At 42.3% G+C, this 25,667-nt stretch carries 26 protein-coding genes; 25 read left to right on the top strand and 1 reads right to left on the bottom strand.

All coding sequences use genetic code 11. The features are described 5' to 3' along the window. Positions 1-305 precede the first annotated feature (305 nt). The 8 genes from MM817_RS07265 (at position 306) to ytxJ (ending at position 10,264) form a co-directional block, all read left to right on the top strand. Positions 306-860: a hypothetical protein gene (locus MM817_RS07265; protein ID WP_241713144.1), complete on the top strand. Its 555-nt coding sequence runs from the start codon at positions 306-308 to the stop codon at positions 858-860. A 328-nt stretch (positions 861-1,188) separates the two neighbouring features. After that, positions 1,189-3,882: a valine--tRNA ligase gene (locus MM817_RS07260; RefSeq protein WP_241713143.1), complete on the top strand. Its 2,694-nt coding sequence runs from the start codon at positions 1,189-1,191 to the stop codon at positions 3,880-3,882. Positions 3,883-3,894: 12 nt separating this feature from the next. Next, positions 3,895-5,205, top strand: a complete 1,311-nt coding sequence (locus MM817_RS07255; RefSeq protein ID WP_241713134.1) for a bifunctional folylpolyglutamate synthase/dihydrofolate synthase — start codon at positions 3,895-3,897, stop codon at positions 5,203-5,205. A 29-nt stretch (positions 5,206-5,234) separates the two neighbouring features. Next, on the top strand, positions 5,235-6,653 hold the full coding sequence (gene murC / locus MM817_RS07250; RefSeq protein WP_241713131.1) for a UDP-N-acetylmuramate--L-alanine ligase: 1,419 nt from the start codon (positions 5,235-5,237) through the stop codon (positions 6,651-6,653). Between the two features lie 193 nt (positions 6,654-6,846). Beyond that, the gene (locus MM817_RS07245; RefSeq protein WP_241713129.1) at positions 6,847-7,893 is read left to right on the top strand and encodes a type IV pilus twitching motility protein PilT; all 1,047 of its coding nucleotides are present in this window, start codon (positions 6,847-6,849) and stop codon (positions 7,891-7,893) included. 175 nt (positions 7,894-8,068) lie between these two features. Further along, positions 8,069-8,500 (top strand): prepilin peptidase, encoded by a 432-nt coding sequence (locus MM817_RS07240; protein ID WP_241713127.1) that lies wholly within the window; start codon positions 8,069-8,071, stop codon positions 8,498-8,500. A gap of 298 nt (positions 8,501-8,798) precedes the next feature. Then, positions 8,799-9,782 (top strand): 3D domain-containing protein, encoded by a 984-nt coding sequence (locus tag MM817_RS07235; RefSeq protein WP_241713125.1) that lies wholly within the window; start codon positions 8,799-8,801, stop codon positions 9,780-9,782. Positions 9,783-9,928: 146 nt separating this feature from the next. Then, positions 9,929-10,264 carry a bacillithiol system redox-active protein YtxJ gene (gene ytxJ / locus MM817_RS07230; RefSeq protein ID WP_241713115.1) on the top strand — a complete coding sequence of 112 codons (336 nt, stop codon included), beginning with the start codon at positions 9,929-9,931 and terminating at the stop codon, positions 10,262-10,264. A gap of 89 nt (positions 10,265-10,353) precedes the next feature. Here ytxJ and MM817_RS07225 read toward each other — a convergent pair whose 3' ends face one another. Continuing rightward, complete coding sequence (locus MM817_RS07225; protein WP_241713113.1) at positions 10,354-11,577, bottom strand: cation:proton antiporter; 1,224 nt, start codon at positions 11,575-11,577, stop codon at positions 10,354-10,356. A 222-nt stretch (positions 11,578-11,799) separates the two neighbouring features. Here MM817_RS07225 and MM817_RS07220 point away from each other — a divergent pair, with 222 nt between their 5' ends. From MM817_RS07220 to MM817_RS07140, 17 genes are all read left to right on the top strand, one after another. Then, positions 11,800-12,846 carry a hypothetical protein gene (locus MM817_RS07220; protein ID WP_241713112.1) on the top strand — a complete coding sequence of 349 codons (1,047 nt, stop codon included), beginning with the start codon at positions 11,800-11,802 and terminating at the stop codon, positions 12,844-12,846. Positions 12,847-13,050: 204 nt separating this feature from the next. Then, complete coding sequence (locus MM817_RS07215; RefSeq protein WP_241713110.1) at positions 13,051-13,626, top strand: Maf family protein; 576 nt, start codon at positions 13,051-13,053, stop codon at positions 13,624-13,626. Between the two features lie 80 nt (positions 13,627-13,706). Further along, positions 13,707-14,399, top strand: a complete 693-nt coding sequence (gene radC, locus MM817_RS07210) for a RadC family protein (protein ID WP_241713322.1) — start codon at positions 13,707-13,709, stop codon at positions 14,397-14,399. A gap of 26 nt (positions 14,400-14,425) precedes the next feature. Then, on the top strand, positions 14,426-15,460 hold the full coding sequence (locus MM817_RS07205; RefSeq protein WP_241713108.1) for a rod shape-determining protein: 1,035 nt from the start codon (positions 14,426-14,428) through the stop codon (positions 15,458-15,460). Between the two features lie 27 nt (positions 15,461-15,487). Beyond that, positions 15,488-16,348: a rod shape-determining protein MreC gene (gene mreC / locus MM817_RS07200; RefSeq protein WP_241713106.1), complete on the top strand. Its 861-nt coding sequence runs from the start codon at positions 15,488-15,490 to the stop codon at positions 16,346-16,348. Beyond that, a complete protein-coding gene (gene mreD / locus MM817_RS07195; RefSeq protein WP_241713104.1) occupies positions 16,345-16,860 on the top strand; it encodes a rod shape-determining protein MreD in 516 nt (171 codons plus the stop codon). The genes mreC and mreD overlap by 4 nt, the downstream gene beginning before the upstream one ends. A gap of 84 nt (positions 16,861-16,944) precedes the next feature. Beyond that, positions 16,945-18,807, top strand: coding sequence for a peptidoglycan D,D-transpeptidase FtsI family protein (locus MM817_RS07190; RefSeq protein WP_241713102.1), 1,863 nt, complete (start codon positions 16,945-16,947; stop codon positions 18,805-18,807). A 39-nt stretch (positions 18,808-18,846) separates the two neighbouring features. Further along, positions 18,847-19,536 (top strand): septum site-determining protein MinC, encoded by a 690-nt coding sequence (minC, locus tag MM817_RS07185; protein ID WP_241713101.1) that lies wholly within the window; start codon positions 18,847-18,849, stop codon positions 19,534-19,536. Positions 19,537-19,548: 12 nt separating this feature from the next. Beyond that, positions 19,549-20,343, top strand: coding sequence for a septum site-determining protein MinD (minD, locus tag MM817_RS07180; protein ID WP_241713099.1), 795 nt, complete (start codon positions 19,549-19,551; stop codon positions 20,341-20,343). A gap of 82 nt (positions 20,344-20,425) precedes the next feature. Then, positions 20,426-21,319 carry a M23 family metallopeptidase gene (locus MM817_RS07175; RefSeq protein WP_241713097.1) on the top strand — a complete coding sequence of 298 codons (894 nt, stop codon included), beginning with the start codon at positions 20,426-20,428 and terminating at the stop codon, positions 21,317-21,319. Continuing rightward, positions 21,316-22,200 carry a M50 family metallopeptidase gene (locus tag MM817_RS07170; protein ID WP_241713095.1) on the top strand — a complete coding sequence of 295 codons (885 nt, stop codon included), beginning with the start codon at positions 21,316-21,318 and terminating at the stop codon, positions 22,198-22,200. The genes MM817_RS07175 and MM817_RS07170 overlap by 4 nt, the downstream gene beginning before the upstream one ends. Before the next feature lie 127 nt (positions 22,201-22,327). Further along, complete coding sequence (gene rplU, locus MM817_RS07165) at positions 22,328-22,639, top strand: 50S ribosomal protein L21 (RefSeq protein WP_241713094.1); 312 nt, start codon at positions 22,328-22,330, stop codon at positions 22,637-22,639. 14 nt (positions 22,640-22,653) lie between these two features. Next, positions 22,654-22,959, top strand: coding sequence for a ribosomal-processing cysteine protease Prp (locus tag MM817_RS07160; protein ID WP_241713092.1), 306 nt, complete (start codon positions 22,654-22,656; stop codon positions 22,957-22,959). Positions 22,960-22,985: 26 nt separating this feature from the next. Beyond that, the gene (rpmA, locus tag MM817_RS07155; RefSeq protein WP_241713090.1) at positions 22,986-23,297 is read left to right on the top strand and encodes a 50S ribosomal protein L27; all 312 of its coding nucleotides are present in this window, start codon (positions 22,986-22,988) and stop codon (positions 23,295-23,297) included. Between the two features lie 137 nt (positions 23,298-23,434). Continuing rightward, positions 23,435-24,712 carry a GTPase ObgE gene (gene obgE, locus MM817_RS07150; protein ID WP_241713088.1) on the top strand — a complete coding sequence of 426 codons (1,278 nt, stop codon included), beginning with the start codon at positions 23,435-23,437 and terminating at the stop codon, positions 24,710-24,712. Positions 24,713-24,723: 11 nt separating this feature from the next. Beyond that, positions 24,724-25,188, top strand: coding sequence for an NUDIX hydrolase (locus tag MM817_RS07145; RefSeq protein WP_241713086.1), 465 nt, complete (start codon positions 24,724-24,726; stop codon positions 25,186-25,188). Continuing rightward, positions 25,140-25,616, top strand: coding sequence for a M67 family metallopeptidase (locus MM817_RS07140; protein WP_241713084.1), 477 nt, complete (start codon positions 25,140-25,142; stop codon positions 25,614-25,616). The genes MM817_RS07145 and MM817_RS07140 overlap by 49 nt, the downstream gene beginning before the upstream one ends. Positions 25,617-25,667 lie beyond the last annotated feature (51 nt).

The raw sequence follows: 25,667 nt of genomic DNA, 5'->3' as shown, positions 1-25,667 counted from the left end.
TGCTAATATCATCAAATTAATAATGGAGGGGAAAAACAACATTTGAAGCATTGTTAAAAAAATACATCCTAGTAGAATAACTTTTGCAAAACGTGCAAGTGCCATAAAAAAATTTGGCATCGTTGATCCTCCGTTTCCTTGCTTGTTGACCATAGAGTTATACGCAACCAACACAAGAGTGTACGACATCATATGCGCACTCTATGGTTTGGGTGCTTTTTTTTGCAATTGCGCCTATCTATCCATTTTCTCAAGCGGGTGATGCATGGTATAGTAGATGTAATGAACGTGAAATGGGTGAGTGTGTGTCAGACAAAACGTCAACTGCGAAAACATTAAGTACTTTAGTTCCTCCGCCTGAAGGTTGGCGCTTTAAGGTGATTTTATATACTGCGCTTGTAGTAGGTGCCATTGGCGCTGGTATAGGATATATCGAAAAAGGCTCCGCTATTAACAGTATTTCAATGGGTGTAGGGCTTCCAATGGTCATGGCACCTTATTTTGTGGTTCCACGAACAAAGACGCTGCGCATCTGGCAAGGGAGCATTACAGGTGCATTAAGCGGGATTGTTGCAATGCTATTACTTTTGTTATTTGCTACAGATAGATTCACCAACCACTGGGCTATATTTGGGACGAGTATTTTGCAGTTTCTTATTATGTCAGTTGGTATCTCCTGGTTGTCTGTCGTGCTATCTGATTGGACTGAAAAACGACGTCTAAAAATAGAAGCTAAACGTGAGGCGGAAACGCCAAAGTTGGAAAAACATTATCCCAAAAAGCAGCGTTTGCGAGCACCTAAACAAGAAGACTCTGGACACACCGTTCGAGTGCATCGCTATAATAAAAAAAAGAAATAATGTGAAGTTTGACAGTGTTGCAATCCAATACGTATAATGAGGGAAATTATTTTCGGAATTGAATAATCAAGCAACCTGAACAGGAGTACATGCACTAGAAGTCGACAGAGAGAGGGGCTTTGTCTGAGATCCCCTTGGCTGATGTGTGTGGAAGGTCGGTTCCTCTTTAGTAAGATGACAAGGTTGCGGGTAGATCCCTTATCGCTTCGAGTGTTGCGCACTATTGATGTGTGCAAAATGTAAGGTGGTACCGCGGAAGTTTATCCTTTCGTCCTTCATGGACGAGAGGATTTTTTATGAATGGAATAAAAGGTAGGAGGAATGATTGATGACTGAACAAAATGAGCAAAAGTCGAGTCAAACAACACCCCTTGGGGCGTATCATGCCGAAGAAATAGAGAATCGATTGTATCAGTGGTGGATGGACCAAGGTTTTTTTGAGGCGACTGGAGATCAAAAGAAAAAACCGTTTACGATTGTTATGCCACCGCCAAATGTGACTGGAGTTTTGCATCTTGGCCATGCACTAGACAACACGATTCAAGATTTATTGATTCGTATGCGTAGAATGCAAGGCTATGATGCGTTGTGGCTACCAGGTACAGATCATGCGGGTATTGCCACGCAGACACGAGTAGAGGCACAGCTTAGTAAAAATGATGGTTTATCGCGTCATGATATAGGCCGTGAGGAATTTGTTAAACGAGTGTGGGAGTGGAAAGAACAATATGCAGAAGTTATCCGCTCGCAAATTCGTCGGTTAGGTGCTTCCTGTGACTGGTCGCGGGAACGTTTCACGATGGATCCTGGTCTCTCCAAAGCGGTTCGCGAAGTTTTTGTAACGTTTTATGAAAAAGGGTTGATTTACCGAGGGAATTATATTATCAATTGGTGTCCAAGGTGTGGGACTGCCCTTTCTGATATCGAGGTGGAATACGAAGAAACTAAAGGAACGTTATACCATATAACGTATCCATTTACGGATGGATCAGGTTCTTTAGTGATAGCTACTACTCGGCCTGAAACGTTATTTGGCGATGTGGCAGTTGCTGTTCATCCCGATGATGATCGTTATCGTTCGGTGGTAGGTAAGTATTTGCGCTTACCTTTTGTTGAACGGGAAATTCCTGTTATCTCGGATGAGTATGTAGATCCGGAGTTTGGTACAGGCGCTGTTAAAATCACTCCAGCGCATGATCCAAATGACTTTGAAGTGGGTCAAAGACATCATCTTCAAGCCATGAATGTCATGACGAAAGATGGTAAATTAAATGAGTACGCTGGTAAATTTGCTACGCTTGATCGCTATGAGGCACGTACACAAGTAGTTGCAGAACTAATGGAACAAGGACTGCTAACGCACGAAGAGCATGATCATTCGGTAGGGCATTGTGAGCGCTGTGGAACGGTAGTAGAACCGTGGCTTAGTACACAATGGTTTGTGAAGATGGAACCGCTTGCGATTCCTGCAAAAGAAGTGGTTGCATCTGGTGAAACTCAATTTATTCCAGACCGCTTTGCTAAGATCTATAGTCACTGGCTTGAACATATTCGCGATTGGTGTATTTCTCGGCAGTTGTGGTGGGGGCATCGCATTCCCGCATTTTATTGCGCAAATTGCGGTGGAACAACCGTGAGTCGAGATGACGTACACGTCTGTAGTCACTGTGGTAGTCATCAGATATCGCAAGATGAAGATGTCTTAGATACGTGGTTTTCTTCTGCATTATGGCCATTTTCAACCATGGGTTGGCCGGATGATGAAACGGGTGATCTCGCTAGGTATTTTCCTACTCAAGTACTCTCGACAGGATTCGATATTATCTATTTCTGGGTTGCTCGAATGATCTTTATGTCACTTTCGTTTACTGGAATACCTCCGTTTGAACACGTTTTAATGCACGGGTTAGTGCGCGATGATCAAGGTAGAAAGTTCTCAAAAAGCCTCGGGAATGGCATTGATCCAATGGACGTGATTGAAAAATATAGCGCAGATGCTCTTCGTTTTATGTTGGTCACTGGGGCAACACTGGGCCAAGATATGAGATTTTATTTAGAAAGAGTGGAATCAGCGCAGGCATTAGTAACAAAAATTTGGAATGCATCTCGTTTTGTGCTGATGAATATCGATAGCGAGAGTAAACCGCAACTTCCCACTGTTGCAGACCGTAGTCTGGCGGATCGCTATATCTTACATCGCTTACAAGAGACTTCAGAACAAGTGACCCAAGAACTAGAGAGCTATCAATTTGCTGAAGCTGGAAAAACGATTTATGAATTTATTTGGAATGATTTTTGTGATTGGTATATCGAATTGGCGAAAGTCAGTCTTTATGATGAGCAAAATGAACAAAAAGCCGCGACTCAAGGTACGCTCGTGTTTGTATTGGATCATGCACTTCGCTTATTGCATCCCTTCATGCCATTTGTTACAGAAGAGATTTGGCAGGCATTACCGCATGATGGAGAAACGATTATGCGCGCATCATGGCCTGATGGATCTGAGGCATTGGTTGATTACAAAGCGTTTACTGATATGATGATGGTGATGGATGTCGTTCGAGCTGTGCGCGCATTGCGTCATGAAAAAAATATCGCACCAAGTAAAAAAATAGACATGATCCTGAGACCCAAAGCAGATCGTGTTGAGATGTTACAAGTGGCTGCACCGTATCTCGTTAGACTTTGTAATCCGCAAAGTTTATTGATTGCACAAGATGTGCAGTTACCGGAAGAGCGCATCACAAGTGTGCTAGCTGACGTGGAGATTATTGTTTCGCTTGAAGGGTTAGTCGATCTTGCCGCAGAACAAAAGCGATTGACAGAAGAGAAAAAGCAATTGGAGTTTGAAGTGAGTCGCTTGCAAGGGAAACTAAACAATGAATCATTTGTAGCAAAAGCACCTGATGCCATTGTGCAAAAGGAACGGGAGAAATTGCAAGGATACATGGAGCAACTAGAAAAAATAGTGGCCGAGCTAGAGCGGATTGTAGCGGTGTCAAACACACAGCCTACAGAATAGGATGGTAGAAACATGGGTCTATCTCTTGAAGAACAATCTGCAATAGCTTATATTCAATCACGCGCACGATTCGGTATGAAGCCGGGGTTACAGCGAATCGCGTATTTATTGCAACATCTTGGATCTCCCGAGAAGCAACTCCGTTTTATACATGTGGCTGGTACCAATGGAAAAGGTTCAACGTGTGTGTATGCAGCATCCATGCTACAAGCAGCTGGTTATCGTGTAGGTCTCTATACTTCACCGTATCTTACGGCCTTTGCTGAACGGATGAGTGTGAATGGGGTGGCCATTACTGCTAGTGAGTTAATTGCGTTGACTAAACAGGTACAGCTTATTGCAGACACAGTAGCTGGAAACAAAGAACTTGAACCTACTGAATTTGAGATTATAACAGCCATTGCATTTCTGTTTTTTCTTTCTAGAAAAGTAGACTTGGTTGTGCTAGAAGCAGGTCTTGGCGGTCGTTTTGATGCAACTAATGTAGTGTTACCAGAAGTTTGTGCTATTACCAATGTCGATTTAGATCACACTGAGATTTTGGGAAAAAATGTGCGCGAGATTGCTTTTGATAAATCTGGTATTATAAAAAGCAACGTTCCAGTTGTTACAGGTGCGCAACATGATGCCCTAGATGTGATTCAGCAGGTTGCAAAAAAACAGCATAGTGATGTTTGGATGTTACACAATACGATTCGTGTAGTACCAGAATACGTCTATGATCTTGCTGGACAAAGGTTTAGTTATATGGGTCGCTTTCATGATTGGCTTGGGTTACGTTTAAATATGTTAGGTATCCATCAAGTAAGTAATGCAGGTGTCGCGCTTGGACTCATGGAGGTATTATCAACAAAAGGTTACACCATCAGTGAGCAGGCTATTCGTGTTGGATTGAAAACAGCAGTTTGGCCAGGACGACTTGAAGTGATTCACAAAGATCCCGTTGTCATACTTGATGGGGCTCATAACAAAGCTGGTGCGGTAGCCATGGCGCGAGCTTTAGAGGATTTATCTATTTCTCGCTATGTGTTGGTAATGGGGGTTTTGAGTGATAAAGATATGGATGGTATGTCGCGTGCCATTGTGCCAAAGAGCAGTTATGTAATCGTTACTAAACCTGCAGTGCAAAGATCTACACCTACAGAAGTATTGGCTTCATTTGTGCGTAACTATGCGGGAGAGGTCCCTGTAGAACTTGTGGAAGATGTTTCACAGGCCGTGCAGCGTGGAGTATCTATAGCGAACCAAAAAGCGGTTGCACTGTGTATCATGGGATCACTATACACAGTGGCGGAAGCAAAGATGACATTTTTGCAAAGTTAATTACAGTAAGTGCGAGAGGTGGAGAAGCAATGGCAGTTGGACAGTTGGATAAAGCGTCGGTGCCGCATGTTCATTTTATTGGAATTGGCGGTGCCGGCATGAGTGCGATCGCAAGTATTCTGCTGGAAAGAGGCTATCGTGTGTCAGGGTCTGACGTTGCGTTGCACGATTATACGCGGCGATTGATCGAGCTTGGTGCAACTGTATATGAGGGGCACGATGCGGCACATGTTGCAGGCGCAGACGCAGTAGTCTACACTACCGCAGTTTCTGCTGACAATGTAGAATTACTAGCGGCGCACGATCTAAAGATCCCTGTGCTGCATCGCTCTGAGATGCTGGCGCAACTCATGCAAGCAGGCGTCGGCATTGCTATCGCTGGTGCACATGGAAAAACGACCACGACATCGATGGTGGCTTGGATATTAGAACGAGCAGGTCTTGATCCGACATTTCTTGTTGGAGGTGTCGTTGCCAATCTTGATACGGGTGCTAAAGCCGGAGCGGGACAATATGTGATTGCTGAGGCAGATGAGAGCGATGGTTCATTTCTTAATTATGAACCAGCAATTGCTGTTATTACCAATATCGAGGCTGATCACTTGGAGCATTATGGTGGAGAATTTGATCAATTAAAGAAAGCGTATCAACAATTTGCAGATCGGATACCAGAAGAAGGATTACTTATCTCATGTGCTGATGAAGTAGAAGCACAGTCTATTTTGGCAGGAGCTTCTTGTCACAGAAAGACCTATTCTGTACGTGGATACGAAGCTAATTTAATTGCAAATAACGTTCACTTTGATGGTCGTGGCTCGCGTTCAGATATTTATTTGGATGGGGAATACTTAGGCGTTATTGAACTTCAAGTACCTGGTTATCACAATATATCCAACGCGCTTGGGGCTATGCTGGTAGCATTAGAAGTGGGAGTTTCTTTTCCTGTGATTCGCGATGCCATGAAACTTTTTCGTGGTGCTTTACGTCGTTTTCAAGTCCATTACGATCATGGTGGTATTATGGTGGTGGATGATTATGCTCATCATCCAACTGAAATTAAGGCGATTATTACAGCAGCAAAAGCGACAGGTAAACGCATTATTGCTGTTTTTCAACCGCAACGCTATACGCGGACATACCACCTATTTGATGATTTTACACATGCCTTTTCTGAAGCACAAGAAGTAGTGATTGCAACAATTTATTCACCAGCCGGAGAACAACCAATTGCTGGTGTCAATTCTTCACGATTAGCAGAGATGGTAAGAGTAAATAGTAATTCGACGGCTACATTTATTCCTAATAACGCAGAAATCCTGATGTATTTGCAAGAAATCGTGCAACCAGGTGATTTAGTATTGACAATGGGCGCAGGAGACATTTGGAAAGTTGCAAAAGAATTTTCAGTATGGTTAGAGTCAAAAATGTCATTAGCTAACCAAATATAGAGAAATGTTTTATTTTATAGAGCAGCGAATGATTGCTTGGTTTCTTGTTGGATATGTTTAAGTTGCTCCATTTTACTTGGTAACGCTCCTTTGAGGGGCGTTTTTTTTATTCATTATTGTAAGAAGGAATATGCATCAAGTTGTCGAACAGCTTCAATTATTAGCAATAATCGTATGGCAAAGGTGGCTAGTGATGGAACCTATCAATGATATTTTGGAATGCGCAGTGAATCAGCATGCATCGGATGTTCACTTAACTGTAGGTGTACCTCCAGTGTATAGAATTGCAGGTCAATTGCGAAGGGGAACGGGTGAACCTCTTCAAGCACAAGAAATGGAGAGTATGGTTAAAAATTTACTTACTACGAAGCAATGGGATCACTTAGTGACTCATGGTGAAATTGATTTTTCGTATAGCATAACTACTATTGCAAGATTTAGAATAAATGCATTTAGACAACGTGGTCGATACAGTATTGCAACGAGATTTATTTCAATGGATGTACCTTCTATGGATGGTCTTGGTTTGCCTTCATGTATTCGAAACTTTGCTGATCAAAAGCAAGGATTGTTACTTGTTACAGGACCCACTGGTACTGGTAAGTCGACAACACTTGCAGCCTTCATTAACCATATTAATCTGTCGCAATATCGTCACATTATTACACTTGAGGATCCTATTGAATATATGCATAGTCACATGTGCTCTATTATCGATCAGCGGGAAGTGGGGATCGATACGATGTCATTTGCGCAGGGATTACGCGCTGCTTTGCGTCAAGATCCAGATATATTGCTTGTCGGTGAAATGAGGGATTTAGAAACGGTTGCCATTGCAATTACTGCTGCTGAGACGGGACACTTAGTACTCGCTACATTGCACACTCCAGATGCGCCACAATCGATTGAACGTATGATCGATGTGTTTCCAGCTGTGCAACATCAACAGATTAGAACACAGTTAGCAAGTGTATTGATTGGTGTAATTTCGCAAAGATTAATTCCTTCCATAACTGGGGATGAGCGTGTGTTAGCTACTGAAATTCTTGTTAATACGCCTGCTGTAGCCAATTTAATTCGCCTTCAAAAAGTCCATCAAATTCGTAGCATGATACAAACCGGAAGTTTATATGGCATGCAAACAATGGACATGTGCCTGCATCAGTTGGTGCAAGCTGGGGTAATTTCGCAAACTGAAATCGATCAATTACATGTACTTTCTACAAAAAGTAATATGTAGTAGTAGATACAGAAATGACAGGATTTTTTAAATGAAAGATGGGTGTTACAAATGGAGCGTACATTCGTTTTATCAACCGTAATTATACCAATCATTACGGTTCTTCTTTTTTTATGTACATGGTGGAAATTCGGGGGAAACTGAGGAGTACTTTATTGCGCTGTTTGCTGGGAGTGTGTTTATTGTCTTATCAGTGATTGATTATCGTTCCTATCAATTGCCAAATGTCATCCTTTTACCAAGTATTGCATTACTACTTTTGGGCCGCATATTTATACATCCATTTGGACAATGGACTTATGCGATTGGCGCATTATTGGGATTTCTAAGTATTTTTTTCATTGTTGTTTTGAGTCATGGAGGCATGGGATTTGGGGATGCTAAATTATTTTTATTTGTAGGATTATATGGTGGGATTGCGCAAACTATTTTAACGCTTATTATTTCGTCATTATTAGGAGCGGTCATTGGTATAGGGTTAATCGTTAAGGGACGAATACACAAGAATGGAATGATCGCCTTTGGACCATATATTGGATTTTCGGCTGTGTGTATTCATCTCTATGGATCTCCTATCATTCATTGGTATCTATCATTTTTTTACTAAAGTGAATGAGAACGATTTTTTATTTTTTATATTTGGTTTATCTACTTGTAGGGGATATACAATTTACTGCATGCTATGGTCTGTATATATGTAATTGTGCATAATGTTAAGTAAGAAGAAGCATCTGCCCTGTATGCGATTCTTACAGTCCAGAGTGAGATGGACGATCAATTTCCATTTGTGCCCATTGCACAATATGGGATGAGTGTTATACTACTTTCTAGTTTGATAGGCAGTAGGCGCTGTCTGGTGCTTTGCCCCTTTTCCGTAAGGTTTATACGTGAAAAGAGGTGGTTAAGTGCATAAGTTCCGCCGAACCAAGTATGGTCTCATGGTGTCGTTTGCGGCGCTCATAGCGTTTGGATTGACGACAGGTATGGCATCATATAAGTCTGTAGATATAGTGATGAATGGACGTGTACTGACAGAAGGTACTTACGCTGGGGAAACGGTGTCCCAGTTTTTAGCCCAGGAAGGCATTCATATCACAGATTATGATTTGGTTGAACCAGCAAGGACGACACTACTTCAAAACGATATGAAGATCGTCGTGCAAAAAGCGAAGCGTGTGATTTTTAAAGATGACGGGCGAGCTCCGATTCTTGTTCATACACTCGCTAGTACAGTCAAAGAATTTTTTGAGCAGTCCAATGTACACTTGTCAAGATACGACAAGTTGAATGTTTCGCTTGATGAAAAGATTAAAGACGGTATGAACATCACCATCACTAAGATGCAGACTATAATAGAGACTCGCAAGGAAAGTATTCCCTACGTGGTGGAACGCGAGTCATCAAGTCAATACCCTGTTGGAGATGATGTGGTCGCTCGTGCAGGTGATAATGGCTTGATGGAACTCACTACGCGCAAGAATTACGTAAACGGGAAGCTGGTTCGCACGCGTCAATCACAAAAAATACTACTTAGACCGATCAAAGAAATAATTGACGTGGGAACGGCCCCACAAGCTCCCGTGATGTCGAGAAGTGATGCATCGCTCGTCGCAAATGAAGTACTTACTGTCGTAGCGACAGCTTATTCTAATCCAGGCGGATTTACTGCCACAGGTGCCCCAGCAGGGTATGGTGATGTAGCGGTCGATCCAAGTATTATCCCTTTGGGGACGAAACTTTATATACCAGGATATGGTTATGCTGTAGCGAATGACACAGGTAGTGCGATTCAGGGGTATCGCATCGACTTGTGCTTTAACTCTGTTAGCCAAGCAATTGATTTCGGACGCCAGATGGTTCAGGTTTACATACTAGGGCAGTCATCGTGATGTAATTCATAGCGCCGAAATGTTTTGATTGGATAAGGGGTTAAACACAGGGAGAAGACAGCGCCGTAAGACAAAGGGGAGCCATGTGCTCCTCTTTATATGTGTATATGGTATAATAAGTCTAGATGTTAGGAGGTAATGAGTACATGATTGAAGTTTCAACAGAGAATGAATGGCAAGAGCAAGTTAGTCATGTAATGACTCCATATTTGCTATTTAAGCATAGTACAACCTGTCCCATTAGTGCGGGAGCTTATCGAGAAGTTGTCCGTTTTGATCAAAGAGGGGAGCTTCCCATATATTTAGTGAAGGTCATCGAATCGCGACCTCTTTCACTGCAACTGGCAGATGTTTTTCATGTGCCACATGCATCTCCTCAAGTCATATTGATGAATAAAGGAAATCCCGTATGGAATACTTCTCATGGACGTATTACAGAAAAAAACCTATTGGCAGCAGTTTCTAGTGTAAGTAACTTATAACATCATTGCAATTACCAAAATACTTTCTCGCGCAATGTATTTGGCAAGGAAAGCATTTTGGTATGCAGATGAGTTAAAAGATCATGTCATTACTCATTTAATTTAGGCGACAGAAGACGTGGTTGAGACATCATACTAAATATAAATGGTGCGAGTAACACAGTAACCATAGCAGTAGAAATGAGTACGCCCTCTTCTGTGCCGTTGATCATACCTATGCGTGAGGCGACAGTTGTTACCGCTATAACAAGTGTAAAACGAGTTGACATCAATATACCTCCAGAGATCGTTTCGCGCCAAGAATATATGGGACGAAAAGCTGCTGCAGCACCTATTTTTACTAAGAAGGCAAGGGTTACATAAAGAGGTAGTTGTGTCAGTACTGAATCAAAGTGAACGTGGCTGAGATCAAGTTCCATGCCTACAGTTACAAAAAACATCGGTAAAAATAGGGAGTAACCCAATATCTCAAGTTTTCCTCTAAGTACTTCATGCTCATCCTGGGCAAGGAGTGAGCATACGAGACCACCGACGAATCCCCCAAGAATAATCTCGGCGTGTAGTGCCATGGCTACTGCTCCACAGATAGCCATGATAGCGAGCGCTGCTCGAACCCCTAACTGTGAAACGCGAACAATTCTTTGACGCAGGTTGATTTTTTTTAGTGCATATAACCCAACAAAATAAATGGTTGCACCGAGAACAAGGAGCACTAGCATTTGTAAACGCAAATCTCCTTCTGGGCGTGTGGGACTTTTTAGAACAGCAGATGCTAAAAAAACGGTGATAAAGTCTGCTACAAGTGCAGATATGAGAAGTGTTTGACCTAGCGGCTTTTCGATTAACTCCGTTTCTTTTAAGATGGGTACGACGACACCAAGTGAGGTAGTAGCAAATATTAAAGATGTGAGAAGTGGATTTTTTGTTAAGCCTAATTGCCATAAAATGTGTCCAGCAGCTAAAGCTAACGCCGCTGTCGCAAGAAAATTAACAACTGCTACAGCTAAAGTTTTACTTCCACTCTTTTCAGGTAATAAAGTGGAGTCGATCGTTTTTGTTTTCTTTTTTTTAATAGGAATACGGATCTCTAAACCAGCAAGAAACATCAAATAAAGCAAGCCAACTTTCGTCACTACTTTCATCCAATCAGGTGGAAGTACAAGATGAAATCCGCCTCGACCAACTAGAATGCCACAGATGATTTCTAAGATAGCTGTGGGTATTCTTAGTTTGGGTATTAATAATGCAAAAATAGGCATTGCAAAAGCGATGACAAAAACAGTTGAAAACGTAAAAAATGGCGAAGAGAGCATACTGATCACCTCCTTGGGATTGTCCATATAGCATATGAGACAATAGATAAACAAAGAAGAAGAAATCTCGTGAACAAAGTATTACAGTCTATACGTCATTCAAGTAGAGCTCATAGATTTGATCGTTGATTCATATCTTCCTACTAGGATAAAAATAGGACAAGTAGGGTGATAGGTTTGACGTACAAATGGAGCTTTGAGAGGGATCCCGCAACAGGAGAGATGAGAGAACGGGTAGATGCTTTAGACAAGAAGAATTCCGCTGCAGATTCGTCTAAACTAGTGAACGTGCAATCTGAATTGACACAGGCCCCTACCGTAGATAAACATGTAAGAGATACGATACATCATGCGCGCGAATTGGCTAGCGCAAGTGACTTGTCATGGCCTATCAACACCGGAAATAGATTTCATGCAAAAAGAAAATGGTACTATCGACGGCGGGTATCCATTCAAAAACAAAGATTATCTTTACGGGAAATTGCATTTGCAGCATTGTCAGTGGGTGTAACTCTTGGGGCAGTATTGATTACTGTATTACACTTTTTTTTGTTTCTTGTACCAAGTGAAAATCATTTATCTCTTGAAGGGACATCCAAAACGAATGTTATGCAGACAAATGGTTTACAAGTTCAAATGGGGAATGCAAAAATTGTTGAAACTGCCCTTTCACAACACGCAATTATTGTTCCTGCAATAACGACACTGATGTACGAGGATGGGGTATTTTCTACGCTCGGTGAGGCGCAATCTGCATTGCATGATGTCTCTAATAGTGGAGTGGATGCATGTATATCTGAGACTGCACCCTATCACTTATTATTAGGTCCAGTATTACGAAAATCTGGTGATGTGTCATTTAATGCTTGGTTAACTCGTGCTGAAGTTCCTTTTTATGTTCAGCCGTATACTATCAGTGAACAAATGTATTCACTTCCCTCTAGTACTCACTCTGCGATTGGTGTGCAAGTATTGTCGCAAATAGAAACTTTGGTTGTTTTAGATACCGATATTTTACAAGCGTTAATCGCAGAGAATTCGCAGTATCAAGTGAAAGATTTAAATTCTTGGATCACTCAAAGTTCAAACTTAGCTAGTAGTCTTCATTCATCGATTGCACAATTAGGCGGAATGGGTACAAATATTCTAGCTTATCATTCTGCTGTGAGCATGGCTGTAGATCATGTCAATGATATCTTGAATCCAAATAGTGATATTGGGAAGGTTCTCTTAGTTAAAGCTTTGTTAGCTGCGCAGAAAATTACGTAATACATGTTTCCATAGAGCCAATTGAAAACTTTTTGACGAATCTGGAGTGGGCAGCTTATATGCAGATGATATACTTAATAAAAAGTAAGGTAAGTCATTAGACAGTATTACGGGTCATTCGATTTTTTAAAAATAAACATATAAACAAGTATCTCGTGGGGCATCTTACCAATTAGATCTGCGTGTGAGAAAAGGTGAATGATTATGTTAACAGAAGTCGTGCTCGCGTCAAGTTCACCAAGACGCACAGAGCTTTTACAGTTGTTGGGTGTTTTACATCGTGTGTATAGTATTCCGATTGACGAAACATTTAACAAAGACACATCAGTGTCATCGAATGTGGTTCGTCTGGCAGTTGAAAAAGCACGTGCAGTAGCAGAGCAAGTCCCACACGCATGGGTGATTGGTGCTGATACAGTTGTTGTCTGTGATCAGCAAGTGTATGGAAAACCTAAAGATGATGCGGCTGCATTGGACATGTTACATGCTTTACAAGGGCGTGAACACGAAGTGTTCTCAGGTGTAGCAGTACTAAATTCTAGGACGTTTGAAGTACAGTCCGGGTTCCGCAAAGTAAAGGTGAAGATGTCTTCTCTCACAGAGTCTGACATGCTTCAGTATATAGCATCTAGGGAGCCGCTTGATAAGGCTGGGGCATATGCTATTCAGGGTAAGGGAGCAAGATGGATTGAATGGATTGAAGGTGACTATTATGCAGTAGTCGGTCTACCTTTAGAGTTAACATCACGGTTACTAGTTGCAAGTGGGTATATATTTTAATTATTTGAAGAGCATCTTGATGCGGATTGCGAGGATGATTACAATTGGTAGAGCGCCAGCGGCCGGAACGTGGTACACTTATGGCTGAATTGCCAATCGAAGAAAGACCGCGTGAGCGTTTACTGCAGGCTGGGGCTGAGACGCTGTCAACATCAGAGTTACTCGCTTTAGTCCTTGGCACGGGCACGCGTGGGGAATCGGCGATTGCTGTGGGAGAGCGCGTACTTAGCCACGTTGGTGGGTTGCGTGAACTGCTGGATGTCCAAGTGAGCGAATTGAGGCAGGTATCTGGTGTGGGTGTAGCAAAAGCGGTGACTATTTTGGCAGCTATCGAACTAGGTCGGCGACTGCATATCTCTGTGGGTGCTCCTGCACAAAAAATTACGTCACCTCAAGATGCGGCAGGATATCTGATGGAAAAGTTGCGATTTCTTCGTAAAGAACATTTTGTTACCATCCATTTAGATACAAAACATCAAATTTTAGGGGAAGAGGTAGTTTCGATTGGGTCGTTAAACGCATCGATCGTGCATCCTAGAGAAATCTTCAAGACAGCTGTTAAACGTAGTGCCGCAGCTATTATATGTGCGCATAATCATCCAAGTGGTGATCCTACGCCAAGTCAAGAGGATATTGATGTTACAAAGAGACTCGTAGCAGCGGGAACTATACTTGGTGTAGAAGTGCTAGATCACATTGTGATTGGTGATAAAAGGTATATAAGCTTGCGAGAAAGAGGTCATTTTAGCGACTCTCATTCATTGCTTGGCTGAATATATGAAAGGGTGTAGGCAAATCGATGTTTGGAAACTTGCGTGACATGGGAATTGATTTAGGAACAGCGAATACTTTGGTCTATATGAAAGGACGCGGGATTGTTGTACGAGAGCCTTCTGTTGTCGCTTTGCGAACAGATACAGGTGCCATTCGTGCAGTTGGAGAAGAGGCAAAACGCATGATTGGACGAACCCCAGGTAATATAGTGGCTGTGCGTCCAATGAAAGATGGTGTTATTGCTGATTACGACACGACAACAACGATGCTTAAATACTTTATTCGTCAAGCGTTAAAGAAAAAATCTGTATTTGCTGGTAAACCACGCGTAATCGTTTGTGTGCCATCAGGAATTACGGCTGTGGAAAATCGCGCTGTACTTGATGCAACGGTTCAGGCAGGTGCGCGTGAAGCGGCAACCATTGAAGAACCGATGGCAGCTGCGATCGGGGCAGGTCTACCGGTAGGTGAACCTACCGGTAGCATGGTCGTTGACATTGGTGGTGGTACAACGGAGGTAGCGATTATCTCTCTTGGTGGTATTGTCACAAGTCGATCCATCCGAATTGCTGGTGATGAGATGGATGAAGCCATTATGAACCATATTAAACGAAACTATAATTTAATGATTGGCGAACGGACAGCAGAAGAATTAAAAATTTCAATAGGTTCGGCGCTGGTCATTGACTCAGGCGAGGAAGTAGATATTCGTGGAAGAGATTTAATTAGTGGTTTGCCTAAAACTGTGACGATTACTGCAGGAGAGATGGCAATAGCATTATCTGATACGGTCATGAGTATTTTGGAGGCCGTTAAAGTAACTTTAGAAAAATCTCCACCAGAACTAGCAGCAGATATTATGGATCGTGGGATTGTTCTTACTGGTGGAGGTGCCCTTTTGCGTAATTTGGACAGGCATCTATCATCTGAAACAGGGATGCCTGTCATAGTGGCAGATAATCCTCTAGATTGTGTTGCAATTGGGACTGGGAAGGCCCTTGACAGTATTGATACTTTGCGCAGTGATCGACGTTCGTTTAAACGTAGTCGAGGACGCTAAGTACAAGAGGCGAGGGGAGAGGCGGTTGTGGGAAAGTTTTTTTCGGGTGGGCGCTTATTTGGTTTGTTAGCGCTAATCATCTTGCTTGTCGTCGTTGCAGGTGTCTCGTTGCGTTCTAGGAGTACACAACTTGCTTTACCAGAAAAGTGGATTCATGATACCGAGTCAGTTGTGAGCGGGTGGGTGTATGAACCTGTATTTCAAGTGGACACCTTTTTTAGCCATCTTCGTGATTTGCAGGCACTTTATGAGGAAAATGCACAGTTACAAACTCTTGTTAATCAGGATCAGGGATTGCGAACTGAAGTGTATCTTGAGAAACAACAAAACCAAATTTTAAAGCAAATGCTTCAATATAAAGGGAAGTCTCCACAATTTCAATTGATTGCAGGGGATGTTACTGCACGTAGTCCGATTTCTTGGAATGATGAATTGACCATCTCGGTAGGGGAAAAAGCAGGTGTTTCACGCAACTATCCAGTGATCAATCAAAGCGGCCAACTTATTGGTCGAGTTGTAGCTGTGGCAGAGTATAGTAGTACGGTGGAACTGATAACATCGAGTACAACTTCTGATGGAGTATCTGCGGCAATTGTTATCCCTGGATCTCCTGCTTATGGTGTCATTCAGGGTTCAAGAGCACATGTCGGTTTTTTAACGATGCAGTTTATTTCACAACTCGCAAGTGGTCTTAAGGTTGGAAATCAAGTAGTGACTTCTGGTCTTAGCGATATATACCCTAAGGGCATTGTGATTGGTAATATTACTCAATTTGAATCTGACGGTACAGGCATTACACGTTCTGCAGTAGTAAAACCAGCAGCTAATTTGAATGCGCTCGATTACGTATTTGTGATTGCGCCGCAACCAGGGCAGGTGTTGCAGTGAAGAGCTTTTTATTTTTTCTCACGCTATTTGTGAGTTTGATTCTAGAATCAACCGTATTTCGCGTTCCGGGGATCTCTTCATTTGCGCCTAATCTGGTTGTATTTGGGGTTGTTATGGTTGGGATATTACGTGGATCACGCATGGGAATGGCATTTGGCATTCTCATTGGGTTGATTCAAGATTTAAGTTTTGGACCATTTCTTGGACAAACAGCATTTGCTTATGCGTTAGTAGGATATTTAAGTGGCTATTTCCGAAGTCTTGTGATGAGAGAAAGTATGTTATTAGCTGTGCTTTTAAGTGGTGTGAGTGCTGAATTGTCTGCGTGGATTATCTATGGCGTCAGTCGTTTGTTTGATGCGGCGCCCATAAGTCTTCACTTGATTTTACGTGATTCTTCGCGTTCTGCTCTCATGACCATGGTCATAACTGTTCTGTTGTATCGCTTGTATCGGCGTGCATTTCTTGTGAAACCGAGAGCGAAGTATCAGTCTGACTCTGCTAGTGTGTGATTTCTCTATTATGTCTTTATCTTAGTTTGCGCAATGTGATGAATCTGGGTGAGGATTCGGGCAATCTAGCATAGAGGAACGCATATGGATGATGAAAAGCTGTTTAAACGTGCCAAGAGGTTTGGTTTACTTCAGTTAGGCACGGCATGTAGTCTTGCCATTTTGCTTTTGAAACTTGGCAGCATGGAATTGACTGGTCACGATCAGTATGTAGCATTGTCTACACGAAATCGTGTAGACACATTTCCTACACCTGCGCCGCGTGGAACGGTGTATGATAGTCAGCATCGTGTGCTCGTATATGATAAACCTGCATTTAGCCTGATCTATGCTCGTAGCGGTCGCGATGTACTACCTGTCGCTACAAAGCTTGCTCCTATGATAGGTGTGCCAGTACAGGCACTCATATCGCGAATGGTAGGATATGATTCAGGAAGTGTCCATACATTACTTGCCACGCATATTTCAAGTAGGGCTGTTGCGTTTGTCGTGGAACATTTATCTGAGTTACCTGGGATAAGGCTGATACCGGATTCTATAAGAGAGTACCCACAAGCAGATTTGGCTTGTCACATTATAGGATACATTAATTCAATTCCGGGGAATAAGCAGAATCAGTACGTGCAACATGATGGGTTTCCTCCATCAGCTAAAGTTGGGTGGAGCGGAATAGAGTTAAGTTATGATAAAAGATTGCGCGGACAGCCAGGGAAAATTTGCGTTGAAGTGAATAGCGAAGGCGTGCCAGTACGTACGCTACCTGAGTCGCGGATGCCGGTGCGCGGTTCGAATCTTACACTAACGATTGACTCAGCTTATCAAGCAGATGTGCAACGGATTTTGGCTTCACAAGTGCACTATTTACAAATACATGGGCATAAGGATGTAACACATGCGATGGCAGTAGCCATTGATCCAAGTACGGGTGCCATTCTTGCACTTGCAAGCGCTCCAACCTATAACCCGAGTTGGTTTGTAAATGGTATTTCTTATCAGGTCTATACCAAACAATTTGCTCCTGCTGAACGCAATTGGGCTACACAAGCGGCTATTGCACCTGGATCTACAATGAAGCCACTGACAGCATTATTTGCTCTAACTCAACATGCGATCACTCCACAGCGTTTGATTGATTGTGATGGCGGATTAAAAATTCCTGAAACGCATGGCAAAGTGATAAGATGTTGGACGCACCATGGAAAGGTATCACTTGCAACTGCACTAGCGGAGTCTTGTGATGTGTATTTTTATCAGACAAGTCTTGATTATGGACACTGGCCACCGACTTCTGATCATGACATTCCCTTATGGTTACATCGGACTCGTTTGCAGACGTTACATAAACTGGAGGCATTACAACATGCATTTGGTTTGGGAACGAGTACTGGAATCGATCTTCCAGATGAAGAATTAGGTTATGTAAACGATAGAGCTGGCCAGGTTACTGATTTGCCTTATACTGCTATAGGGCAAAATGAGGTGTTTACTCCACTTGAACTTGCTGTATATGCATCAACGCTTGCTAATAATGGTGTGAAAAACGCACCTTATGTAGTGCAATCTGTAGATGGAAAAAACATTCACCCACAAAGTAAACGCAGTTTAGATGTGTTTCAATTAGGTGTTCGGCCATCTGATATGGCTGAGGTGCAATGGGGTATGTATCTTACTTGTAATGATAAAATTGGCACGGCGTATCATACTTTTCACGGGAAAAACGCAGCGACATATCTTGCTGCAGGTAAAACGGGAACTGCAGAAACAGGAGTTGTGGGTTTTGATAACTCCGTTTTTATTGGTTATGCACCTTTTCAACATCCAAAAATAGCAATAGCAGTAGTCATTCCGGGTGGTGGGCACGGTTCTGACTCATCTGGACCCATAGCTCGTAAGATGTTTGATGATTTCTTTGCTCAATCGGGCAGGAAAATGATACCCTTACGTTGAAATTAACTTTTTGGAACCTTTAGCAATAGGAGGCCGGTCATGACAGAGTCGGCGAAGTCAGTTCCTTTCGTTGCATCGCGTGAACAACTTGTGACAATCAAAGGAATTCGTAGTGGTTTGCTGTTTGTACTTGCCGACGATGCGGTTTATGCGGATGTTTTAGAAGAATTAAAACAAAAGCTTACAGGTACTCATCAGCATTTGCTTTCTGGTGCGGTTGTCAATGTGTATATTGATTGTGGTACACGGGAACTTTCTCAAGAACAAAAAGATCTATTGCGTGCTGTGTTTGCTACGCATGAAAATTTAGTGTTGGATGGGTTTGAGGGTCCCCCACCTACTCGAGAAATGACTGAAAAGGTGTCCTATGTCTTTAAGGGGACTTTGCGTTCAGGTCAGTTAATAGAACATGACGGTGATGTGATTATCATTGGAGATGTTAATCCAGGTGCGCAAATTGTTGCTACAGGTGATATATTCATCATGGGTCATTTGCGAGGCTCTGCACATGCCGGTGCACAGGGAGATGTACAAGCTGTTGTGGCGGCTGCCTATTTTGAACCTCTACAAGTGCGAATTGCAGAGGTTGTTCGCAGATCGCCAGAGACGTATGACCGACCTGCTGAGATGGAGTTTGCATACTTAGATGGAGAGCAAATGGCGGTAGAAAAAATGGCGGTCTTTACGTATCATCGTCAGCGCAGGCATGGATCACGCGCTGTGATATAAGGGGGCAATGGCATGGGAGAAGCGATTGTAGTCACTTCCGGCAAGGGTGGTGTCGGAAAGACGACTTCCTCCGCCAATATTGGTACTGCGCTGGCACTATTGGGTAAAAAAGTGTGCTTAGTAGATACAGATATTGGACTACGCAATCTCGATGTTGTGATGGGACTTGAAAATCGCATTATTTTTGACATTGTAGACGTAGCAACGGGAGCTTGTCGGGTAGAACAGGCACTGATTAAAGATAAACGATTTGAACATTTATTTTTACTGGCTGCTGCTCAAACAAAAGATAAACTCGCACTAAGTATTGATAGTATGCAGATGATTATTCGCAAACTTAAATCTCAATTTGATTATATTGTGATTGACTGTCCAGCAGGGATAGAACATGGATTTCGCGTGGCAATTACAGGTGCTGATCAAGCGATTGTGGTAACAACCCCTGAACAGGCTGCGGTTCGTGATGCAGATCGTGTCATCGGATTACTAGAAGCGGAAAAACTACCACCTGCAAAACTCATTATTAATCGTATTCGCCCACATATGGTTAAAAACGGCGATATGTTGGATATTGATGATATTATTGGAATCCTATCCATTGATTTGCTTGGTATTGTTCCTGATGATGAGCGTGTGATTAAAGGAGCTAATCAAGGAGAGCCCATAGTTATAAATCCTGATTGCAAAGCATCTTTAGCTTATCGCAATATAGCGCGAAGAATACTTGGGGACTCAGTTCCACTTTTAAACTTACAAGAAGATGATGGGTTTTTTAAACGCATGCGTAAGCTAATAGGATTGCGTTAATACGGAATACTGACCCCTTTTCTCACATACAGATAGATGGACGAGTTGTTTCGTTCATCGTCATGGTGGGAGGTGGGGTCTTTTGTTTTTTCGCGATAAAAAAAACCATGTAATACAACGACAAGATGTTCGCCCTGAGTATTCTACAGGCACGGATGACGATCTTTACGGGTCTCCTCGCTCATGGAGTGGTGCACAGTGGTCAAACGATTCCGTACCTCCTGAAGAAATAAGGACATCCACAAAATTTAGCAATGAATCGACACCAGTCTCTCTTGATCAGCAACCAACTTCCTTTCATTCTAAACCTTATACACGAGATACCATCTCGCGAAATGAATCAAGGTATACTAAACCGCCAGCTCGTAGAGCGTCTCTACTAGAGCAAAATGAACGAGTCTCCTCTGCGTTCACTGTGCAAGTGATAGCTGCACTATTTTTGGTTGGTGCCTCATTTTTTGTGTTTCATAGCACAAAACCACTTGCTATCGAATTGCAAGGTGATATAAGATCTGCGTTTGCTAATGATTATTTGACGGCACTTTTACCAAAGCAGTTGTCATATGATCTGGGTTCAAGTATGCAATCTACTGTGCCGCAGACGGTTCCGGTCAATGTATCATCTGTACAGGCTGTATTTCCTATGAAAGGGAAAGTCATTCGCTCATATTCGCTGGTTTCACCTGATTTATTGATTGAGGGCCGTCCTGGTGCAGAAGTGGTTGCTGCAACAGATGGTTTGGTGACATCTGTCGGTGAAAGTCAGGCAAATGGTAGGTATGTGATGATTGATCATGGATCATTTGGGGAGACTTTTTATGCTCATTTAGGACAAATTAGTGTGCATACACACGAATATGTTGTGGCTGGACAAGGAATTGGTTATTTACCAAAGAATCAAAAAGATCTTGTTTTTGGATATATCCGTGGAAATACTTATCGCAATCCTTCGGTATTATTTGGTGAAGCAAAATGACTGTATGGGGGATAAAAGTAAAAGTACATCCACTATTTTTGGCCGTCATCGCGATTGCGGTATACGGCCATTATTTTACTCAAATTGCCTTACTATTTACGATTGTTTTGTTGCATGAAATAGGACACGTCGTCGCAGCTAGTGCCTATGGCTACCAAGTGGAGTCCATTGAATTATTACCTTTTGGCGGTGTGGCTCGATTGGCTTCCAATGAACTGGGATGGAATGTTAAGCACGAAACGATTATTGCGATTTCAGGACCATTAGTAAATTTATTGTTGTGTATAGTAGGTATTATGTTGCAAATGACAGATCATGTAACACGAGTAGACACAATGAATTTTGTGACAATGAACTTAACCATTGCACTATTTAACTTATTGCCTGGGTTGCCTCTTGACGGTGGGAGAATTGCGCGTGCAACACTTTCTTCACAGTATGGCTACGAAAGGTCAACAAGGTTGGTGACAAAAATGTCTTATTACCTAGCTGCTGGTCTGATGTTTCTTGGGTTACTCTCCCTAGGTCTTGGGTATGCAGATTTAGGATTATTAGCACTGGGTGTATTTTTATTATTTTCGGCTTTTACACTCAGTAAACACTCTAGGTACGATACTCTTCGTTTTCTTGACGCAAAACGCAGATCAAAAAAGAGAAATGCGGAACCTTTAAGAGCGCTTGTTGTACACCCAGATATGGCAATTGGCGATATTGCCGTATCTTTTGCACCAGGCACCTATCACATTATTTATATACGAGATGACTCTGTGCGTGGGGAGAGATATGGTTTATTCCCCAAATCATTAAATGAAGAGCAAATTTTATCAGCGGTATTTGAACAGGGTTTGTGGCGAGAACCTATAGTTGAATTGCTTTCATGAGTCGGTTTATGTTATTCTTACGTGGTAGTACGTGTTTTGGTTTATAACCGCATGTCACCAGGCCAATGTAAAGTGGAATTCATTCCATGCCTGTAGCAGCGAGTCTCATAGGTGGAGGTGCGCGTTTATGTACGCGATTGTTGAAACAGGTGGTAAGCAGTTTAAGGTTTCAGAAGGTATGACGTTATATGTAGAAAAGTTAGACCATGCTGTTGGTGAAACAGTGACTTTGGACAAGGTTTTTTTACTTGAATCAGATGGCGAAGTTAAAGTGGGATCCCCATTTGTGGCGGGAGCAACTGTAACAGTGACTGTACTAGATCATGGTAAAGCTAAAAAAATCATTGTTTATAAATACAAATCTAAAAAGAATTATCGTCGCAAACAAGGACATCGTCAACCATTTACAAAAGTTAAAGTGACAGCGATTCAAGCGTAAACAGGATGATTGTAGTGCGTATTTTCCAAAGTGAAGAGGGAAATATTCAGCGTTTTTTGGTAACTGGTCATGCAGGGTCTGCTAAATATGGTCGTGATATCGTTTGTGCTGCTGTCTCGGCACTTACAATTAACTTTTTCAATAGTATCGAACAATTATGTCACGTCGATTTAGAACATGACATTCGAGATGGATATTATGATGTAGTTGTTACGGATGAGATGAAAGTTCAACTATTAGCGCAAAGTTTGTCCGTTGGATTACGAGGAATTGCCAATGAATATGGTCGTTACATGACGGTAGAACTTGTGAATGCGTAGTATGTAAGGGTTAAGGAGGATAAAAAATGTTGCAATTTAATCTTCAATTATTTGCTCATAAAAAGGGTGTTTCATCAACACGCAACGGCCGAGATAGTAATTCACAGCGTCTTGGTGTAAAACGTGCAGATGGTCAAGTGGTTTCAGGTGGTAGTATCTTAGTGCGTCAACGTGGTACCCGTATCTATCCAGGAGTGAATGTTGGTCTTGGTAGTGATGATACATTATTTGCTAAAGTTACAGGTCGCGTGAAATTTGAACGTTGGGGACGCGATCGCAAGCGCGTGAGTGTTTATCCTGTTGTAACAGAGTCTGTGGTCGAAACGGTTAATGCATAAGTTAGATACAAGCAGGCTGTAAAAGACGACCCAGTTGCCTCGTTGCGACTGGGTTTTTGTTTCTATTTTGTGATAAAAGTAGTTTTTTGCATGATGAAGTTGACTGATATGAGCAGTTATAGAAAGATGGTGAAACTGTGTTTGTTGATGTAGCTAAAGTTGAGGTTAAAGCCGGTGATGGAGGCAATGGTATGGTTGCCTATCGGCGAGAAAAATATGTCCCAATGGGTGGTCCTGCAGGTGGGGATGGAGGGCATGGTGGGGCAGTTATTTTTATCGTTGAACCCGGACTTCGAACATTGATGGATTTCCGATATCAGAGACACTTTCGTGCTAAACCTGGTGAAAATGGTCGTCCTAAAAATCAACATGGATCTAATGCACCAGATTTATATGTTAAAGTTCCACCTGGTACAGTTGTGCGTGATGCTATAACAAATGATTTGATTGCTGATTTGACGGATATAGGTCAGCAAGCTGTGATAGCTAAAGGTGGTCGTGGTGGTCGTGGAAATGTCCGTTTTGCGAACTCCAAAAACAAGGCACCGGATATGGCTGAACGCGGTGAACCAGGTGAGGTAAAAGATGTGATTTTAGAGTTGAAATTATTGGCTGACGCAGGGCTTGTTGGATTCCCTAGTGTTGGAAAATCAACGTTGCTTTCTGTGGTAAGCGCAGCACGTCCGAAGATTGCGTCCTACCATTTTACTACGTTGTCTCCGCATCTTGGAGTTGTTTCACTAGGAGATGAGCGTTCATTTGTTTTAGCTGATTTACCAGGTTTAATTGAAGGTGCTCATGAAGGACAAGGACTTGGTCATGAGTTTTTGCGGCATATTGAAAGGACCTTGTTGCTTGTTCATGTAATTGATATGGCTGCTACTGAAGATCGAGATCCAATCGCTGATTATCACACAATACGTAAAGAATTAGTTCAATATAACGCACAGTTAGCAGCGCGCAAGCAATTGGTCGTTGCAAACAAGATGGATTTACCTAACGCTCAGAAAAACTTAGATCAATTTCGCTTAGAGGTTAAGGATGTGGAAATTTATCCGATTTCAGCAGTAAGTAGGGATGGCATTGATGAACTTATGCAACGGATTGGAGACTTATTAGATCAATTACACCGTGCACAAGAAGCGAATATCTCACCTGATGTAGATGAAGTTGTATATCGCTCCCGTGCTCCACGACTTGTATTCAATGTCACTCGAGATGATGCTGTTTTTGTAGTTGAAAGTGAAGAATTGGATAAATTAGTTACAATGACGAATTTTGATCAATATGATGCTGTTAAACGATTTCAAACAATCTTGCGCCGTTCTGGGGTGGATGCAGCTTTGCGTGCAAATGGAGCAAAAGATGGCGATCTGATTCGAGTGGGAGATATGGAATTTGATTTTGTTGAATAGGGGGAAACTTCTTGTATAAGGGTAACGAAGGTGTGACAAGGGACTTTGTTGCAACGGGAATTGTTGTTGTAGAGGAACGAGTGCTTCTCCTGTTTCATCATAAATTGCAAAGGTGGTTACCACCCGGTGGCCATATTGATCACCCAGAGTTACCTGAAGTCGCAGCAGTGCGAGAAGTCCTTGAAGAAACAGGCATACATGTAGAAATATTGGCTGAATATGAGCCTTCTGGATTTTCGCATGCATTAGCGCGACCAGCAGGTATTCAATTAGAGGATATTGAGCCTGGACATCAACATATTGATCTTATTTTTTTTGCTCGTCCAATTGGAAGGGAAGAGATTCGACGCAACGAGGAATCGGATGCCATCGGATGGTTTACACTTGATGAAATGAAGGAAATGAACGTTACAGAGGAGGTCATAGCGTGGAGCGCGAAGGCCATCGCAGCAGTTTCGAGAGCAGACCACAAGTAAGTCTCGATGCCGCTGTGTTAGCACAAATTAAAGCGCATGTGACACAACGATTGCCCTTTGAGAGTGGCGGATTATTGATTGGCAAGCAAGAATACGGGAAGTTTTTAGTCGAATCTTTTCTCCCGTTGGAAGCTGCAATGCCTTCGCAAAATAGGTATATAGCTCGCGCCTCTGATACCGTGAGATCGATTATCCGCATTCATTATTCAGGAAAAAGGGTCATCGGCACCATTCATAGTCATCCAGAAGGTAGTGACATACCTTCTTCTATAGATCTTGATGGAGCGTATGGATACGAAAATATGGTTCATATGATCGCGTACCCACTGGCTGGCCAACTACAGTGTAGTGCATTTCGATACTATATTGATGATAGTTCTCATGCAGCTCCTTATTATGAACGTGTGGAAGTTGTTATAGATGTATAGTTATGATTGAAATATATCAGTCACTTATCAATGAAACTTTGCATGTTTTTT

The sequence above is a fragment of the Sulfoacidibacillus ferrooxidans genome (genome assembly GCF_022606465.1).
Taxonomy (GTDB): domain Bacteria; phylum Bacillota; class Bacilli; order Alicyclobacillales; family SLC66; genus Sulfoacidibacillus; species Sulfoacidibacillus ferrooxidans.
Note: the sequence above shows the minus strand (reverse complement) of the source record. Positions and strands in the feature narration are given on the sequence as shown.